The 14,634-nt window shown below is 58.5% G+C and carries 14 protein-coding genes; 4 read left to right on the plus strand and 10 right to left on the minus strand.

The features are described 5' to 3' along the window. Positions 1–103 precede the first annotated feature (103 nt). From larB to larC, 3 genes are read right to left on the minus strand one after another with little or no spacing between them, the layout of a single operon-like run. Entirely contained in the window at positions 104–859 is a 756-nt protein-coding gene (larB, locus tag QSJ36_RS00310; RefSeq protein ID WP_102726981.1) for a nickel pincer cofactor biosynthesis protein LarB, read from the minus strand. After that, on the minus strand, positions 856–1,671 hold the full coding sequence (gene larE, locus QSJ36_RS00315; RefSeq protein WP_285465997.1) for an ATP-dependent sacrificial sulfur transferase LarE: 816 nt from the start codon (positions 1,669–1,671) through the stop codon (positions 856–858). Before larE ends, larB begins: the two co-directional genes overlap by 4 nt. Next, positions 1,643–2,863, minus strand: coding sequence for a nickel pincer cofactor biosynthesis protein LarC (larC, locus tag QSJ36_RS00320; RefSeq protein WP_285465999.1), 1,221 nt, complete (start codon positions 2,861–2,863; stop codon positions 1,643–1,645). The genes larE and larC overlap by 29 nt, the downstream gene beginning before the upstream one ends. Positions 2,864–3,064: 201 nt before the next feature. On the opposite strand from larC, the gene QSJ36_RS00325 reads away from it, so the two are divergent. Further along, positions 3,065–4,075 carry a polyprenyl synthetase family protein gene (locus tag QSJ36_RS00325; protein ID WP_102722541.1) on the plus strand — a complete coding sequence of 337 codons (1,011 nt, stop codon included), beginning with the start codon at positions 3,065–3,067 and terminating at the stop codon, positions 4,073–4,075. A 255-nt stretch (positions 4,076–4,330) separates the two neighbouring features. Here the strand turns inward: QSJ36_RS00325 and QSJ36_RS00330 are convergent, their stop codons facing one another. Beyond that, positions 4,331–4,987, minus strand: a complete 657-nt coding sequence (locus tag QSJ36_RS00330; protein WP_022396652.1) for a hypothetical protein — start codon at positions 4,985–4,987, stop codon at positions 4,331–4,333. A 524-nt stretch (positions 4,988–5,511) separates the two neighbouring features. On the opposite strand from QSJ36_RS00330, the gene QSJ36_RS00335 reads away from it, so the two are divergent. Then, complete coding sequence (locus QSJ36_RS00335) at positions 5,512–6,069, plus strand: pentapeptide repeat-containing protein (protein WP_022396653.1); 558 nt, start codon at positions 5,512–5,514, stop codon at positions 6,067–6,069. A gap of 106 nt (positions 6,070–6,175) precedes the next feature. On the opposite strand, the gene rsgA is transcribed toward QSJ36_RS00335, so the two are convergent. The 4 genes from rsgA to QSJ36_RS00355 form a co-directional block, all read right to left on the minus strand. Next, a complete protein-coding gene (rsgA, locus tag QSJ36_RS00340; RefSeq protein ID WP_285466004.1) occupies positions 6,176–7,231 on the minus strand; it encodes a ribosome small subunit-dependent GTPase A in 1,056 nt (351 codons plus the stop codon). After that, the gene (locus tag QSJ36_RS00345) at positions 7,228–8,007 is read right to left on the minus strand and encodes a class I SAM-dependent methyltransferase (RefSeq protein WP_102729436.1); all 780 of its coding nucleotides are present in this window, start codon (positions 8,005–8,007) and stop codon (positions 7,228–7,230) included. Before QSJ36_RS00345 ends, rsgA begins: the two co-directional genes overlap by 4 nt. Positions 8,008–8,494: 487 nt before the next feature. Next, positions 8,495–9,853: an MFS transporter gene (locus QSJ36_RS00350; RefSeq protein WP_102722543.1), complete on the minus strand. Its 1,359-nt coding sequence runs from the start codon at positions 9,851–9,853 to the stop codon at positions 8,495–8,497. Between the two features lie 157 nt (positions 9,854–10,010). Next, entirely contained in the window at positions 10,011–11,786 is a 1,776-nt protein-coding gene (locus QSJ36_RS00355; protein WP_285466010.1) for a SurA N-terminal domain-containing protein, read from the minus strand. 330 nt (positions 11,787–12,116) lie between these two features. On the opposite strand from QSJ36_RS00355, the gene sufT reads away from it, so the two are divergent. Both sufT and QSJ36_RS00365 read left to right on the plus strand, forming a co-directional pair. Continuing rightward, on the plus strand, positions 12,117–12,662 hold the full coding sequence (gene sufT / locus QSJ36_RS00360; RefSeq protein ID WP_102722545.1) for a putative Fe-S cluster assembly protein SufT: 546 nt from the start codon (positions 12,117–12,119) through the stop codon (positions 12,660–12,662). Between the two features lie 4 nt (positions 12,663–12,666). Beyond that, complete coding sequence (locus QSJ36_RS00365) at positions 12,667–13,140, plus strand: hypothetical protein (RefSeq protein WP_022396659.1); 474 nt, start codon at positions 12,667–12,669, stop codon at positions 13,138–13,140. 371 nt (positions 13,141–13,511) lie between these two features. Here the strand turns inward: QSJ36_RS00365 and QSJ36_RS00370 are convergent, their stop codons facing one another. After that, positions 13,512–13,664, minus strand: a complete 153-nt coding sequence (locus QSJ36_RS00370; RefSeq protein ID WP_022396660.1) for a hypothetical protein — start codon at positions 13,662–13,664, stop codon at positions 13,512–13,514. A 2-nt stretch (positions 13,665–13,666) separates the two neighbouring features. Next, positions 13,667–14,557, minus strand: coding sequence for a DUF3472 domain-containing protein (locus QSJ36_RS00375; protein WP_022396661.1), 891 nt, complete (start codon positions 14,555–14,557; stop codon positions 13,667–13,669). Positions 14,558–14,634 lie beyond the last annotated feature (77 nt).

A 14,634-nucleotide genomic window follows, 5' to 3' on the forward strand; every position in this document is an offset into this window, starting at 1 on the left:
TGGGATGGTGAGGAATGCTTCCGGGACATTTAACGCCCATTCGGTGAATCTGTCCATGGCGGATGCCGGCGGTTCCGTCATGGAAGGGCGGCGGCCGCGGCATTCAGCGGGGCCGGGACGCCAGGCTGTTGACCAGATGAGCGTTGAATCCGGCCCCGAAGCCGTTGTCTATATTGACGACGGAGACGCCGTTGGCGCAGGAGTTCATCATGGCGAGCAGCGTGGTTACTCCGCGGAAATTGGCTCCGTAGCCCACGCTGGTGGGTACGGCGATCACGGGGGCTTTTACCAGCCCGGCCAGCACGCTGGGAAGCGCTCCTTCCATGCCTGCCACAGCCACCAGCACGGTGGCCCGGCGGATGGAATCCAGATGGGAAACCAGGCGGTGCAGGCCCGCCACGCCGCAATCCCGGTACCGGAGCACCCGGCTGCCCAGGAATTCCGCCGTCAGGGCGGCTTCCTCCGCTACGGACTGGTCCGAGGTGCCCGCGCTGACGATGCCGACGAAGCCCTCCGTCTGCGGAACGGGGTTCGCCATGATGCGCATGAGGCGCGCTTCCGGGTGCATGTCCGCCTCCGGAAAGGCGCGGTTCAGGTGGTCCAGCGCCTCCACGTTCAGGCGCGTGGCCAGCACATTCTGTCCGGCGGCAAGCAGGCCGCGGGCTATCTCTTCAATCTGGTCCGGGGTTTTTCCTGCGCCGTAAATCACTTCCGGGCATCCGGTGCGCTCCAGGCGGCCGTAATCAATATCCGTATGGGAAGATGCGGGCGCAGTGGCGGCCCGGATTTTTTCCGCCGCTTCCTCCGTGGAAAGGCGGCCTTCCTCAAGCTGATGCAGGATGGCGGTAATGTCATTCATGATGGTTCGTTCATGCTGCCTCTGGAATATCCTTCCAGGTCCAGGGTGATGTAGCGGAAGCCCAGCTCCCGCAGGCGGTGCGCTACGGGAGCGGCAAGCTCCCCGCTCCGCAACAGTCCGCGTTCCTCCTCCGGCAGTTCAATGCGGGCCAGGTCGTCCCCGTGAACCCGGACGCGGCAGCCTTTCAGCCCCAGGGAGCGCAGGAAGGCCTCCGCCGCATCCACGCGCCGCAGCAGGGATTCCGTCACGGGGCGGTTGTGCTCCAGCCGGGTCAGCAGGCAGGCATAGGCCGGCTTGCCGCTGACGGACTCCGGCAGGCCAAGTCCGCGGGCCACGCTGCGGATGTCCGCCTTGTCCATGGCGGCTTCCAGAAAAGGACTCAGAATGCCGAGTTCCTGCAAGGCTTTGCGCCCGGGGCGGTAGTCGCCCAGGTCATCCGTGTTGGAGCCGTCCGCCAGCAGGGGAAAGCCCGCTTCCGCGGCTCTGGCAGCCAGGGCGGAAAACAGGGCATGCTTGCACAGGTAGCAGCGCAGTGGCGGATTATCCGCAAGGGAAGGCAGGATGGGGAACGCCAGTGTCTCCTGGCGGATGCCCAGGCGGCGGCACAGCTCCGCGCTGTCCCGCACTTCCTCCTCCATTACATAGGGCGTTTGCGCGGTCAGGGCCAGGCAGTGTTCCGGCCCCAGAACCTTGGCGGCGGCAGCCAGCAGCACGCTGCTGTCCAGCCCGCCGGACAGGGCGACGGCGATGCGCTCCCTGGGGAGCAGGACGGCGCGCAGCCGTTCAAACGGAGTCTGTGGGGGCGTCGTCATGGGAGGGGGTAGGGAAAAGCCCCATCAACTGGCACTGTTCCAGCGGCAGTCCGGTGTTTTCCGCCAGGGTTCTGCAATCTTCAAATTCCGCCTTCCGGTGATGGGGGCGTCCGTTCATGAAAGAGGTTTTTACATGCACCGTTCCGTGGGGAGTGCATACGGAGGCGCTCTCCCGGCGCAGGATGTGGCGGCACGTATCATGCTGGCGTATCCCCGGCGTGCTGCTGTGCAGGAAAAACGCTTCCCTCACGCGGTCCGCCTGTTCCGGCAGGCACAGGGCGCAGACCTTGACCGCCAGGCGCCCCTTCTTCATGCAGATGGACTCCTGCCAGGCGTCCAGCGCGCCGGCCTCCATCAGCTTTTCCGCCAGGTAGGCGGTCTGTTCCGGCGTCATGTCGTCTATATTGGCGCACAGCTCCGTCAGCAATTCCGGGGAACTCTCCTGTTCCTCCGTTTCCACCAGCATCACCCGGAGGATATTAGGCAGGGGAAGCCCCTGGCGGTGGCCGATGCCGTAGCCGGTTCCGGTGATGCGGCCCGCCAGCGGGGCCGGGACAGGCCGCGCCAGGGCGGCAATATAAGCTGCTCCGGTGGGAGTGGTGGCCTCATGGGTGGTTCCGTTCAGGGTGGACTGGAAGCGGCTCGCCAGCAGGGCCGTGGCCGGGGCCGGAACGGGCATCGTTCCGTGCTGGCAGGTCACGGTGCCTGAGCCCAGTTCCACCGGTCCAGTGAAAACGGCGTCCGCCCGGAGCAGCTCCAGGCAGATGGCGGCCCCCGTGATGTCAATGATGGAGTCCACCGCTCCCACTTCATGGAAATGGACTTCCTCCGGCGTGGTGCCGTGCACCTGGGCCTCCGCCTCCGCCAGCAGGGAGAAAATGGAAAGGGCCGTCCGCTTTACGGCGTCTGAAAGGCCGCTTGCCCCAATAAGCCTGCGGATATCCGCCATGGTCCGGTGATGGTGTGCATGGCCGTGGCCGGAATGGCCTTCTTCCACCGTCAGTACGTCAATCCGCGTTCCCTGGATGCCGGACTGCTGCGCACGGCGGCATTCCAGCTTCCATTCCCCGTGCACGTGCAGTTTGGACAGCTCCCGTTCCAGGCTTTCCCTGTCCACGCCCAAATCAATCAGGGCGGCCAGATTCATGTCTCCGCTGATGCCCGCGCTGCAATCATAGACCAAGGCTCTCATGATAGGCCAGTGTAGAAGGAAAACATCCCGGCTCAAGGTCAAAGTGAGCCTTATCTCCGCAGGGTTCCCGGCGTCCGGCAGCGCGGGTTTGGCTCATTGCCGCCCGGCCATGCAAAGATGGCCTGTGAAATACATTGCTAGAGAACTTCAAATATGCCACAATTCCTGCGGCGCTGACCAGCGCCGGCCCTCGTCCATATCATGTCCATCCCGTTCTTTTCGAAATTACGATCCCAGAAGCACTATCTTCAACTGGTCAAGCCGGAATTGAAGCAAGTTTCTGAGTTTGTGGAAGCCCAGGCATCCTGTTTTGACCCGGAAGTCACCGACTACATGGAAACAGTGTGCCAGTCCAAGGGGAAAATGCTCCGGCCGGCCCTGGTTCTGCTGGTAGCCGGCGCCACGGGCGGCATCAAGGAAGCCCACATCCGGCTGGGAGCCCTGCTGGAAATGGTGCATCTGGCCTCCCTCGTGCATGATGACGTGATTGACGAGGCCGACAAGCGCCGTGACGAGGCCACCGCGAACGCCCTGTGGGGCAACAGCCTGGCCGTACTGCTGGGGGATGTTCTCTTTTCCCATGCCATGGTGCTTGGTACCGAGTTCGGCAGCACGGAATTCTGCCGCAGGCTGGCGAACACCGTCAGGGACGTATGCCAGGGGGAAGTGGCCCAGTCCAGCCGCCTGTATGACCTGAGCATGACCCGCGAGGAATACTTTGAAATCATTCGGAAAAAAACCGCCTCCCTGTTCTCCGCCGCTACGGGCGGCGCGGCGTGGATCTCCGGAGTGGCCCCGGAAGTGGAGGAATCCCTTTACCAGCTGGGAGACCTGCTGGGGGTGGCCTACCAGATTTACGACGACTGCCTGGACATGGTGGGCGATGAAGACGATGCCGGCAAAACGCTCCACACGGACGCCACCAAGGGCAAGCTGACCCTCCCCATCTTCAACCTGCTGGAATGCGGGGACAGGAACGTGGAAGCCACGCTCAGGGACGCCATTGAAAACCGTGAAGTGGTGGATTACTCCGCCTTTCAGGACAACCCCGTTTTTGCGGAGGCCCTGGACAAGTCGATCCAGGTGGCTCTGGAGAAAAACGAGGCTGCCCGTGAAATCCTGTGGCTCCTTCCCCAGACGGAATACCGTGAGGCCCTGGCGGAAATGACCTTCTACATGGACGAGCTGCTCAACGACTGCCGTATCTCCTGAGCTTCATTCACATCCTTAAAAAAGGGAGGACGGTTTCCGGAAATGGACTTCGGCAACTTGTCTGGAATCCAGAACGCTGTTCACGAAGGCAGGCTCCGTGGCATTTTTTTAAACCGGGACCGTTTCCCAGGGCTCCTTCCTCATGAAACGGTCCCTCTATCCGAGCCTGCGTGCCTCCCTGCTTCACTGGACGGAAAATCCGTTTCCATGGGCTGGCTTTTTTAGAGCGGGAGACCGATGAAGATGCCTTGCAGGTCAGCAGGCGCAGCCTCTCCGGCGGCCCGGCGAAGCTTGCGCGGGCAGGATGGTGATGATTTGGTTCTGCAGCAACTGCACTTTGGAGGCGCGCTGTGCTGTGATGTTATTGGTTTGCTGGAGGGGATAACACCCTTGATTGCTGTTACCGAGCTCATCTATATCAAATAACCGGTTTTCTCCCCAGTGCTTGGCGAGCAGTTTGGAGTTATCCGTTGTTGCATATCCGGCAATAACGCACCAATGTGCATGCGGAAGGTCCGTCCACTGGACGCCAGTCCGGGGGAAACCGTGTTTTTCGTTTTGCTTATCATTGATAACTTGAAAAGGAACGAGGGCATACCCTCCCTGATCAATGGTGTCCCGGATGGTTTGTTCATGAAATAACTGGCAGGCGGCGGAGCAGCTTCCGTTGGCTCTCGCATGGATGAAACGGGCAAAATCGTGGGGATGGAAAACTTCCCCTACCTCGCTTAAACAGCCCTCTGCACGATTGGTGAGGGGATATTGAACGGCCAATTTTAAAAGCTCCATATTCGTCCATGCGGCATCAGGATTGAAGCAATTGAGGACATAGGAGGCTGCGTAAAAGCCGCAGGAGGGGTGGGACGTCTGCCGGTCCATCTCCTCCCGATAGGTATTGGGAACGGTACACATGACGTAGCCTGCGTAATGGGCTGAGGAGAAGGCGAGTATATTTTGGTTCCGTGTCATCTTGATTACCGGGGTTCATGGAGCCGGTGAATGAAGATATACGGCTGGAGGAAAATTCCGGAAAGGCTGGCTTGGCGGGAGGAGGCATCCGGTTTTTAAAAGGCGCCTAAACCATGTTGAAAAAGGGCGCCGTATTCAGGATTCGGGGCGTAGCGTTGGCTCGTTTGGAACTATACGGATGGGAACAGGTAGATAGCAAATGGAGAGGGGCAACGCGTGTTTTGGCGCCGGCAGGGAGCATCCGGAATGGTTTTACCTTTTTCCGCAGCGCGTCAGCCGGACCTGCATTCATGCGCGGAGGCGGGACGGCTTGCAGACAGCCAGCTTTCATGCTAAAAGGCAGGGAAGGAAAGTAGAATAATTCGGCGGGTATGGAAGGAAAGTTTTCTCCTGCGTTCTGCTTCCCGGAAAACGGTGATTCCGGAACATTGAAGCAAACACGGAGCGGCAACTCCCATCAACATGATATGACTGAAAACGAGACCTTTGAGAAAGTGGATTTCCATGAAATGGAGCTGGATGATGAATACTATGATTGCGTATTCGTCGCGTGTGATTTTTCAAAGCTGGTCATCCGGAATACCGATTTTGAGAAGTGCGAGTTCAGGGCGTGCAATTTCACGCTGGCCAGCTTCAAGGGAGCCCTCCGGGATGTTGCCTTTGCCGACTGCAAGATGACTGGCGCAGACTTTACGGACATCGACAGGTTTTCGGACGGCCTGGTCTTTGAAAACTCGCATCTTGATTATGCCAGCTTTGTAGAAGCCAGGTTGCGGAAAACTGTTTTCCGCGGCTGCAAGATGTATGAGGGGTACTTTAATGACGCCGACATGGCGGAATCCGTTTTTGACCGCTGTGACCTGGAACGGGTTTCTTTCGTCGGAACCAATTTGGAGAAAGCCGATTTTTCAACCTCCTTCAACTTTTCGATCAATCCCGCCATGTGCAAGCTGAAAAAGGCGGTCTTTTCCCGGCACGGGCTGGAAGGGCTGCTCGCCCATCTGGACATTGACATCAGGGGATAGGAGCGCGGCCACGGTTTAACTGGAATACGGAATAGGCCGTTATAGCGGGTAAAACAAGAATGCGGGCATTCCCGTTTCAGGAATGCCCGCACCGTTTCAACGCAGGTTAGAATTTGGAATTCCGCTTCTTCACTTCCTCTACGAGTTTGGAAAGGGATTTCCCCTTTTTGCGCTTATCATGTTCCGAAGCGGAAAAGTATTCCGCTTCCCGCCGGAGCTTCAGATAGCTTTCATAAACCTCGCGGTCCAGCAGGCCGGTGTTCACTGCTTCCAGGACGGCGCATCCGGGCTCATGGATATGCCCGCAATCCTTGAAATGGCATGCCGCCGCGAAGTCGGAAATATCCAGCGCTTCTGCAAGGGAACCGGGCTGGCCGATCGCCAGGCCGAATTCCCGGACGCCCGGAGTGTCTATTAAAACGCCCGAACCGTCCATCAATACCATTTCCCGGCGGGTGGACGTGTGCCGTCCTTTGCCCGTGGAGGAGCTTATATGGGAAGTGGACAAGACCGGTTTTCCGCACAGCGCATTCACCAGGGAACTTTTCCCGACGCCTGAGGAACCGACAAACACCACTGTTTCCCCTTCCGGAATGGACTCCCGCAGCCGTAGAATCGACTGGGGTTCATGAATGCTTGTAAAAAATACAGGCATCCGGCGCCCCAGATGTTCAATCCGTTCTTCAATGCCCTGCCTGTCAAACCCTAGATCGGCCTTGTTCAGCACCAGTACGGGTTTGATTCCCTCTTCCAATATCTGAACCATGAAACGCTCGGCCCTGCGGATATTGAAATTATCATCCAGGCTCTGGACAATGAATGCCTTGTCCACGTAAGAGGCGATGGCCTGCCTGTCGGAAACCGTTCCGCTTTTCTTGCGGTACAGGGTCCGTTCATGGGGCAGTAAATCCACGATGAGCCCTTTCGTTTCATCAAAAGGCTGGAAAATCACCCAGTCGCCCGTGCAGGGCAGTTCAAAAGCTGGTTTTTCATACATCATGTTTCCCCTTAATTCGCACTGGAACACTCCGTTCTCCGCCACGATCTCATAACACGTCCTGTGCACGATGGCGATGCGGCCATGGGGCAGGGCGCTGTACGTAGATTCCCGTTTGAGCCGGCTTAACTTCTCATTCCAGCCGTAAGCATTTAAATGAATCATTGTTCCGTCTTTTTTGCGATGTAAAACACGTAGCCGTAGAATTCCTTGTACCTGCGGTATAATTCCTCTTCATGGCGCAGGGATGCGACTAATTCCGCGGCGGCTTCATTTCCAGGATATTGATGGAGGAAGGCCTCCTGCACGGGAAGCTGCGGGGCGTAATAATGCTCCGTCCAGCAGCTTTCCGGCAGAATGAAGGAAGCGACAGGCACGTACCCGGCCCTCTGTATCTGGGCTATCTTATTGGGTATGGTGTCTATCTCCGGATACATGTCCATCCAGAAGCGGTGAATCTCTTCCGGACGTTCCGCGGTAAACCACGAGCTTTCGGAAACGGCCAGGTAGCCTCCCGGTTTCAGGAACTTGCGCCATTCGTTCAGCCCCCGTTCAAAGCCGATGTTGTAAATGGCCCCTTCCGACCAGATCAGGTCCAGTTCTTCTTCTGCAAAAGGGAGTTTGTCCATGGAACCGACGATGCCTTCTACCCTGTCCTGCAAGCCTGACTGCGTTGCCTGGCGGTTGAAGATGCGGATGAAGTCCGGGAACAGGTCAAGCCCCGTAACGCTTCCCTGAACATGTGCGGCAAGCGTCCTGGTCTGTCCGCCCGTGCCGCAGCCGAGGTCGGCGATGCGGGATTGTCCGGTCAGATTGTCAATGAAGCCGAGGGCCTTGAGGGTAGCCTCCGGGCTGCCGGGGCCCTGCCGTTCCAGGCGCGAGAAATATTCGCAGATGAAATTGAAATCGAATTCGTGAATTGTTTTGTTTTTATTACTCATTAATTTAGTAAATGTTGTATGCCATGAGGGCACGGCACAGCGGCGCCGTCATCGTGGCAGATAGATTAACGTTGAAATTCCAATAATACGGAACTTCCTCCCGGAAGGGATCATCCGGGAGCAAACAAAAGGGGACAACCGCTACGGAAAGTACCGGTTGTTTACAAGGCCGAGGCCGATTTAAATGAAGTATTAAACATGAAGCAAAGATATATCGTCTTGTGCCGGACTGGAAATGCGCTGCCGATAAGATTGTTTCAGAAGCAACTTTTCCGGTGCGGCGGGGAACAGGGGTAAATCCCCGTTCGCCTCATATCTTCTCTGTAATTTGTATTTCCAATACTTTCCCGAAAGTATGCCCGCGGACAGGATGTGCGGGCCATGCCGGAATTTCGCACGGTCCGGCTGTCTTTTTCAAGACATTATTATGTCTGCTGTTCTCCGGAGCCGGAAAAAACGTCATTCCCGCGCGTCGGGGATGCTTCCTCTACTCCGTCTTTCCGTACCTGCGCGCCCGGAAGGAATAGGCTACCGCCACCACGGCGGCGAGTATGGCGTACAGGATGAAGCGGTCCGTGGAGATGGCGTTGGCGGATTCTCCGTTGGACAGGAAAAAGGTGATGGCGGCCACCAGCATGTTGCCTGCAAAGATGGTGAGGTTCCAGAAGCTGGTGATGACGCTTTTCAAATGCAGCGGAGCCTGCGTGTAGGCGAATTCGAGGCCGGTGGTGCTGAGCAGGATCTCGGAAATGGTGAGCACGCAGTAGGGGATCAATTGCCACGCGATGGACATGGAGGCGCCTCCCTCCAGCCTGTATTGCAGGAAAGCGACAATCAAGAACGTCACAGAGCTCAGGGCCAGCCCCGTTCCAAGGCGCACCAGGGGCCGCGCCAGCGTCACCACCTTCGGATAGACGAATACGGTGATCAGTGGAATGAACACCATCACGAAAATGGGATTGGCCGCCTGGATTTGCGCCGGCCCGATGGACCAGTCTCCGCCGCCCGGGAGCGGGATGGAAAGGGGAATCATCCTGCTGCCCTGGGCCACCCAGGAGGAGGCCGTCTGTTCAAAGATGGACCAGAAGGGAATGATGAAGACAAAGATGGAGAGGATTTTCAGGATGTGCCGGGCGTCCTCCACGGCGGAAGCTCCGCAGCGTTGCTCCGCATTCTTCCAGCCCCCGTGGAACAGGACGATGAAGAGCACTTTCCAGAAGCCGGCGCGGCCGTTGTTGCGTTCAGGCGGCGTTCTGTGGTACTTCTTGCGGCCCAGCCAGAAGACGAAGGTGGCGATGCCCATGAAAATGCCCGGAACGGCAAACGCCCAACTGTACCCGTAATGCTGTTCCATGGCCGGAATGACCAGGAAGGAGAAGAAGGAGCCCAGGTTGATAGCCCAGTAAAAGGCATTGAAGGCCTTGGTCATCAACTGCGGGGATTTGTCCGGAATCTGGTCCCCCATGAAGGCGGAGACGCAGGGCTTGATGCCTCCCGCGCCCAGCGCGATGATGAACAGGCCCGTCATCAGGATGTAACGGCGCGCTTCAATGGTATGGAAGAGGTCCGCCGTGGCCAGGACTCCGTGCCCTACGCAGTAAAGCAGGGAAATGTAAAGAATGGTCTTGTACCGGCCCCATACCTTGTCCGCCAGCCATGCGCCCGCCAGGGGAAGCAGGTAAACCATTCCCGCGAAGACGTGGAGGGTGGCGGTGGCCCAGTTTTCGCTCATCAGCAGGTGGCCCGTCATGTACAGCATGAGGATGGACTTCATGCCGTAGAAGCTGAAGCGTTCGCAGGCTTCCGTTCCGATGATGTACCTGGACTGGGCGGGGAGGGCGCTCATGGATGATGAAGGGGGAGGGGGTCAGGGATGGCGGAACAAGGGCAATAAAAATGATGGCCCCGGTGCGGGGGCCATCATAGGAAGGTATTTTGGCGGCATTCCGCCCCTGTGCGGCGGGACACGGGGGTAATGACGGCTGCCATGGAAAGGAAGGGTGTTAGCGTTCCTGGTTCAGGATGGGGGCGATCTCCACCTTGTACTGGGCGATGCACGCTTTCAGCCAGTCCAGCATGATCATGGATTTGGCCTGGGCGGTCAGGGCCGGGGCAATCTGCTGGGTGGCCTTGATCTGGAACTCCGGCGTATCCTCCAGTTCGCGCTTGACGAGCTGGGTCAGCAGGATGCCGTCCCCCGTGTTGATGGGCTGGGCCATCCGGCCGGGGTTAATGACGGAAACCGCCTGGAATACTTCTTCAGGGACCGGGAGTTCCTTGGGCGGAGCCAGGCGGGAATTCATGGCGCGGTCCAGAAGGGCCTGGAGTTCTTCCTGGCTTTTGGCGTTTTGGAGGTTGACGCTGCTCAGGAGGGCGTTCGGATTGATGAAGGGACCGTAGGCGGCGGTCTTGGCCCCGGCCTTCCCGGCGATGGCGTTGAACTGTTCCACGGGCTTTTCAGCCTTCTGCAATTCCGTGTTGAGTTCGGCGGCGGCCTTGTTCATGGATTCCACGGTCATGCTTTCCAGCAGGTCGGCGCGGGCGCTGTTGCGGGCGGTTTCATAAGGCAGCGCCTTTACCGGGGTAACGCCTTCCAGGCGGACCAGGACGACCTGTCCGTTTTCCAGCACCTGCATGGTGCTGATCTGTTCGGCTCCGGTCTTGGCGCGCGCTTCTTCAATGGCCTTGGCATCCGCATCCGCATTCAGGGCGGGGGCTCCCGTCAGGGAGAAGGCCACGTTCAGCAGGGTGGCGCTGCGTCCGTCGGAGGCGGACTGGTTGATCGGCTGGTTGATTTCCTGGGGCGCATTCTTGCGCGTCACGGCCGTGTAGGACTTCTTCTCCATCTTGCAGACGTCGGGAGTCTTGGCCAGGGCTTCACTGATGGCCTGGTCCATGTTCCTGCCGTTGGTGGCGTTCAGCGGTTCCCAGATGTCATTTTCCACCAGGTTCATGGTTTCCATGGTGGCGTTGGAAATATCGCCGGGCTTGGGAGCCTGGGCATCGCCCGCGGGGGTGAAGGTGTACACGGTGAAGAAGCGGGCTTCCTCGTTCTTGTAATTTTCCTTGTGCTTGTCCCAGAAGGTTTTGATTTCCTCTTCTCCCGGGTCCGTCTTGGGACGGAAGGCGCTCTTTTCCAGGAAGGCGGTGTTGACCGTGATCTGCTGGCTGTTGGACTCCGCCACGGCTTCGGCAAAGCCGGATTCCACGGAAATGCCGCCGGTCAGCACATCCTTGATGCGCACCAGGCTGATGGTGTCTTCCATCAGGCCGCGCAGCAGTTCCTCCTGAAGCTTCTTGCCCATGTTGCCGCGCATGGAAATGAAATTGTCGTACTTCCGGGGGTCGAAGACGCCCTTCTCATCCTGGAATTCGGGAATGTTGCAGATGGCGTCGTCAATCTCCGTAGTATTGGGCGTCAGGCCCAGCCGGCTCGCCTCCCTGCGGATGATGCCGCGGTAGGCCAGGAAAGCGGCGTTGGGATTATTCGTTTTCAGCAGGTGGCAGAGTTCCCGCAGGCTTTCTTCCGAGCTGAAATTGTCCTGGAGCAGCGGGCCGAAGGTGGAAGGGAAGGAGAAAGCCACGGACAGGCCGGTTCTGCCCATGCTGTTGTAATCCTTTTCTCCGTAAGACTTGCCGTCCACGGAAACGAAGGTTTGCTTGAACATGCCGGTCAGGGAGCCGCCGCTTACGTCCCCGCCGATGAACATGAGGCCCACAAACACCAGGGCCATGGCTGCCATGATGACGATTGTATGTTTACGTAAGTAATCTAACATGGAATGTTAAGTTGAAGATGCGCGTGTGGCCGGTCCCGGACTGACGGCAGCCTGGACAGCCCGGACCTTTTACACCTTTTCCCGCCGCTAGGCAAGAACGAAGCTTTCCGCTTCCGGCGGCTTTTCCAAAACATTGCGGCATGCGCTTTCCTGTCATGAAGGGCGTTTCCGGTCACGGCAGAACAGTTTTTGACCTCGACGGTGATGCAAATACCCCTTATGTTGCTCCTGCGCGGAAGGTTCCGGATGCCGCAGGGCGGTCCGGCCTCGTGGGGCCTGTTCCCTCCCGCGCATGTCCGTAGCCGGATGTTCCTTTAATCGCAAGGATTTATGCTGAACCAGGTAGTAGAACTCAAAAGAGAAGTGACGGCGGTCCAGATCCCCAGCGGGGATGTGCTCACGCTGCCGGAGGGGGAACGCGTGTATATCACCCAGATACTGGGCGGCTCCTATACCGTGGCTACGGACCATGGCCTGGCCCGCATCTCCAGGGAAAATGCGGACGCCCTGGGAGCGGAAGCGGCGGAAGCCTCCCCGGAGGCGGCTGAACTGGATGAAAACGCCACGCTTGAAGAACGGGTATGGGATACGCTGAAATGCGTGTACGATCCGGAAATCCCCGTGGACATCGTCAACCTGGGCCTGATTTACGACGTGACCGTCATCGAGCTGGAAAACGGCCTGCATCACGTGGCGGTCAAAATGACTCTTACGGCGCCCGGCTGCGGCATGGGACCCCATCTGGTGATGGAGGCCAAGGACCGCATTGAAGCGCTGGAAGGCGTGGAGGCCGCGGATGTGGAAATGGTGTGGGACCCCCCCTGGAACCAGGACATGGTCAGTGAGGAAGGCAGGATGAAACTCGGATTGATCTGACTCCATGCCGGTGACATTGAAATTATCCGACGACGAGGCGCGCGATCTGGCGGAAATGCTTTCCACCGCCGCCACGGTGGCCGCCTCCAACCAGCAGGATGGGGCGGAAGGACGCCTGGTGGCGTGGGGAAAGCTGGTCTCCCGGCTGATGGAGGAACTATCCGCCACGCCCAAACTGAAGGGCCGCATTGCCTACGCGGACGATCTGGGCGGTTACGCCTTCACCCGGGAATATGAGGAAAACGCCTTTTTCCAGGACTGCCTGGACGAGTACCGGGACAACATTTTCTGGGCGGACCTGGTGACGCGCATGGCGGACAAGGCCATCAGCGAACACCTGGGGCCGGAGTACTTTGAAAGCATGCCGGAGGAGGAACGCCGCCGGACGGCGGAAGCCCTGGAAAAATCCCTGTGGCAGGAATGCGCCAGGTACGGCATTGACCGGCTGGGTTTCATCCTTCCCCCGTCGGACGGTTAAAAGGGAAAATTGTTCAAGGAATATCCGTGAACCGGATACTGCCTGAATGGCGGACGGCCCGGACTGCATGCGTGGATGCGCTGGGGATGGCTGGCGCGTGCGTCGTGCGTTTGCGTGGCTATTGAGCAGATGGACGGCGTATTTATCCTGTTCCAGGTTTTTGGCTGGCACGCGTTGCGGAAGCGCCGCAAGCCCTGCGTCAGCTGAAATGAAAAACGTCCGGCAGGGGGTACTGGTTTTCAGGATAAAAAGTCCGCTGGCGCTCAGTTTTACCTTGGGGGCCGCGGGGGGCTGCGGCAATCCCCGGATGGGCAGGACAAATCCGGGCAGTTTCCGCGGACCGGGAATTGTTCATGCGCCGGGCCGGAGCCTTATTCCTCCGGGTCCTCCGGCATGGGAGGGGTGGGGCTGCCCAGGTGTTCCGTCTCCTTGGGAGTGGAGAGCACCTTGTAATACGCCCATGCGGCGGCGGTCAATACGCCGCCGATGGAAACGATCATGGTTAGCCAGCCGGTAAGGGACATGATTATTTGATGTTCTCCTGAACGAGCCTGGTGACGACTTCATCAGGCTGGACAGGATTGGCATCCTGGGGCAGGGGACGGTTCTGGAACAGTTTGAAATCCGTCATTTTTGTTTCTCCGCCCGTCTGGAGCAGAACGGAACCGTTGGGCTGGATGTCTGCCATGACGTTGGTGGAGGGGGTGGGATCGCCGGTGAACGTCACGCTGGTGTTGGGGTGCCATTTGCCGTCCTTGTACGCGAAGCTGGGACCGAAGAAGGCGCCGCGGGCTTTCTTGGCGGATTCAAAGTTGCGCATGAAGTCTTCCACGAATCCGACGGAGAAGGAAAGTTCCTTTTCCGAGGAATGCGTTTTCCATTTGGAAATGAGGTCCCAGGACTTGTCCTTGTTGTTGAAGTAGTAGCCGCTGATTTCCTTGAATTTCCCCATCTTTTTGACGCAGACGAGGAAACGCATGTTTTCCCCGACGGTCCAGGGATAGTCCACGAAGCTCTGGCCGCCCGTTCCTTCGCCGCCGAAGCGGCCGGAGCGCGCGTTTTCACCCAGCTTTACCAGTTTAGTGCGCTCTTCTTCCGGCACGCTGTTGGGGTTGTCCCCATGGGCCACCGGGTCCCAGATGGAAAAGATGATGACTTTTTTACCGTTGGACTGTTCCTGAAAGCCGATGTAGCCGTCGTCAAAATTCATGGCGCAGAAGTAGGTGCCCGGAACGGATGTCTTGGCTTTCACTTCATTGTACAGGGCGCTCGCCTGGGCCGGGTGGCCCTGCTGCATGACATGGACGGAACGGCACTGGCGTTTTGCCAGCAGTTCCGGGTCTTCCTGGGCATGCAGGAGAGTGGTTCCGGAGAACAGGGCGGCGCAAACGACGGCTGTGGCGGAGAAAAGACGCATGGTTTTGAATGATTGATTGATGGTTGGCCGCTCTCCGTCCGGAGGGATGGAGGCTAGCAAATAATTAGTACGGGCTA

The organism is Akkermansia sp. NBRC 115031, assembly GCF_030268505.1.
GTDB classification, from domain to species: Bacteria; Verrucomicrobiota; Verrucomicrobiia; order Verrucomicrobiales; family Akkermansiaceae; genus Akkermansia; species Akkermansia massiliensis.

What these genes read in the sequence shown, in the direction of transcription:
- QSJ36_RS00370 (WP_022396660.1), bottom strand. Translation starts at nt 13,664, where the DNA reads ATGTCCCTTACCGGCTGGCTAACCATGATCGTTTCCATCGGCGGCGTA.
- QSJ36_RS00355 (WP_285466010.1), bottom strand. Translation starts at nt 11,786, where the DNA reads ATGTTAGATTACTTACGTAAACATACAATCGTCATCATGGCAGCCATG.
- larB (WP_102726981.1), bottom strand. Translation starts at nt 859, where the DNA reads ATGAATGACATTACCGCCATCCTGCATCAGCTTGAGGAAGGCCGCCTT.
- QSJ36_RS00375 (WP_022396661.1), bottom strand. Translation starts at nt 14,557, where the DNA reads ATGCGTCTTTTCTCCGCCACAGCCGTCGTTTGCGCCGCCCTGTTCTCC.
- QSJ36_RS00335 (WP_022396653.1), top strand. Translation starts at nt 5,512, where the DNA reads ATGACTGAAAACGAGACCTTTGAGAAAGTGGATTTCCATGAAATGGAG.
- QSJ36_RS00325 (WP_102722541.1), top strand. Translation starts at nt 3,065, where the DNA reads ATGTCCATCCCGTTCTTTTCGAAATTACGATCCCAGAAGCACTATCTT.
- QSJ36_RS00345 (WP_102729436.1), bottom strand. Translation starts at nt 8,007, where the DNA reads ATGAGTAATAAAAACAAAACAATTCACGAATTCGATTTCAATTTCATC.
- larC (WP_285465999.1), bottom strand. Translation starts at nt 2,863, where the DNA reads ATGAGAGCCTTGGTCTATGATTGCAGCGCGGGCATCAGCGGAGACATG.
- QSJ36_RS00365 (WP_022396659.1), top strand. Translation starts at nt 12,667, where the DNA reads ATGCCGGTGACATTGAAATTATCCGACGACGAGGCGCGCGATCTGGCG.
- larE (WP_285465997.1), bottom strand. Translation starts at nt 1,671, where the DNA reads ATGACGACGCCCCCACAGACTCCGTTTGAACGGCTGCGCGCCGTCCTG.
- sufT (WP_102722545.1), top strand. Translation starts at nt 12,117, where the DNA reads ATGCTGAACCAGGTAGTAGAACTCAAAAGAGAAGTGACGGCGGTCCAG.
- QSJ36_RS00330 (WP_022396652.1), bottom strand. Translation starts at nt 4,987, where the DNA reads ATGTGTACCGTTCCCAATACCTATCGGGAGGAGATGGACCGGCAGACG.
- rsgA (WP_285466004.1), bottom strand. Translation starts at nt 7,231, where the DNA reads ATGATTCATTTAAATGCTTACGGCTGGAATGAGAAGTTAAGCCGGCTC.
- QSJ36_RS00350 (WP_102722543.1), bottom strand. Translation starts at nt 9,853, where the DNA reads ATGAGCGCCCTCCCCGCCCAGTCCAGGTACATCATCGGAACGGAAGCC.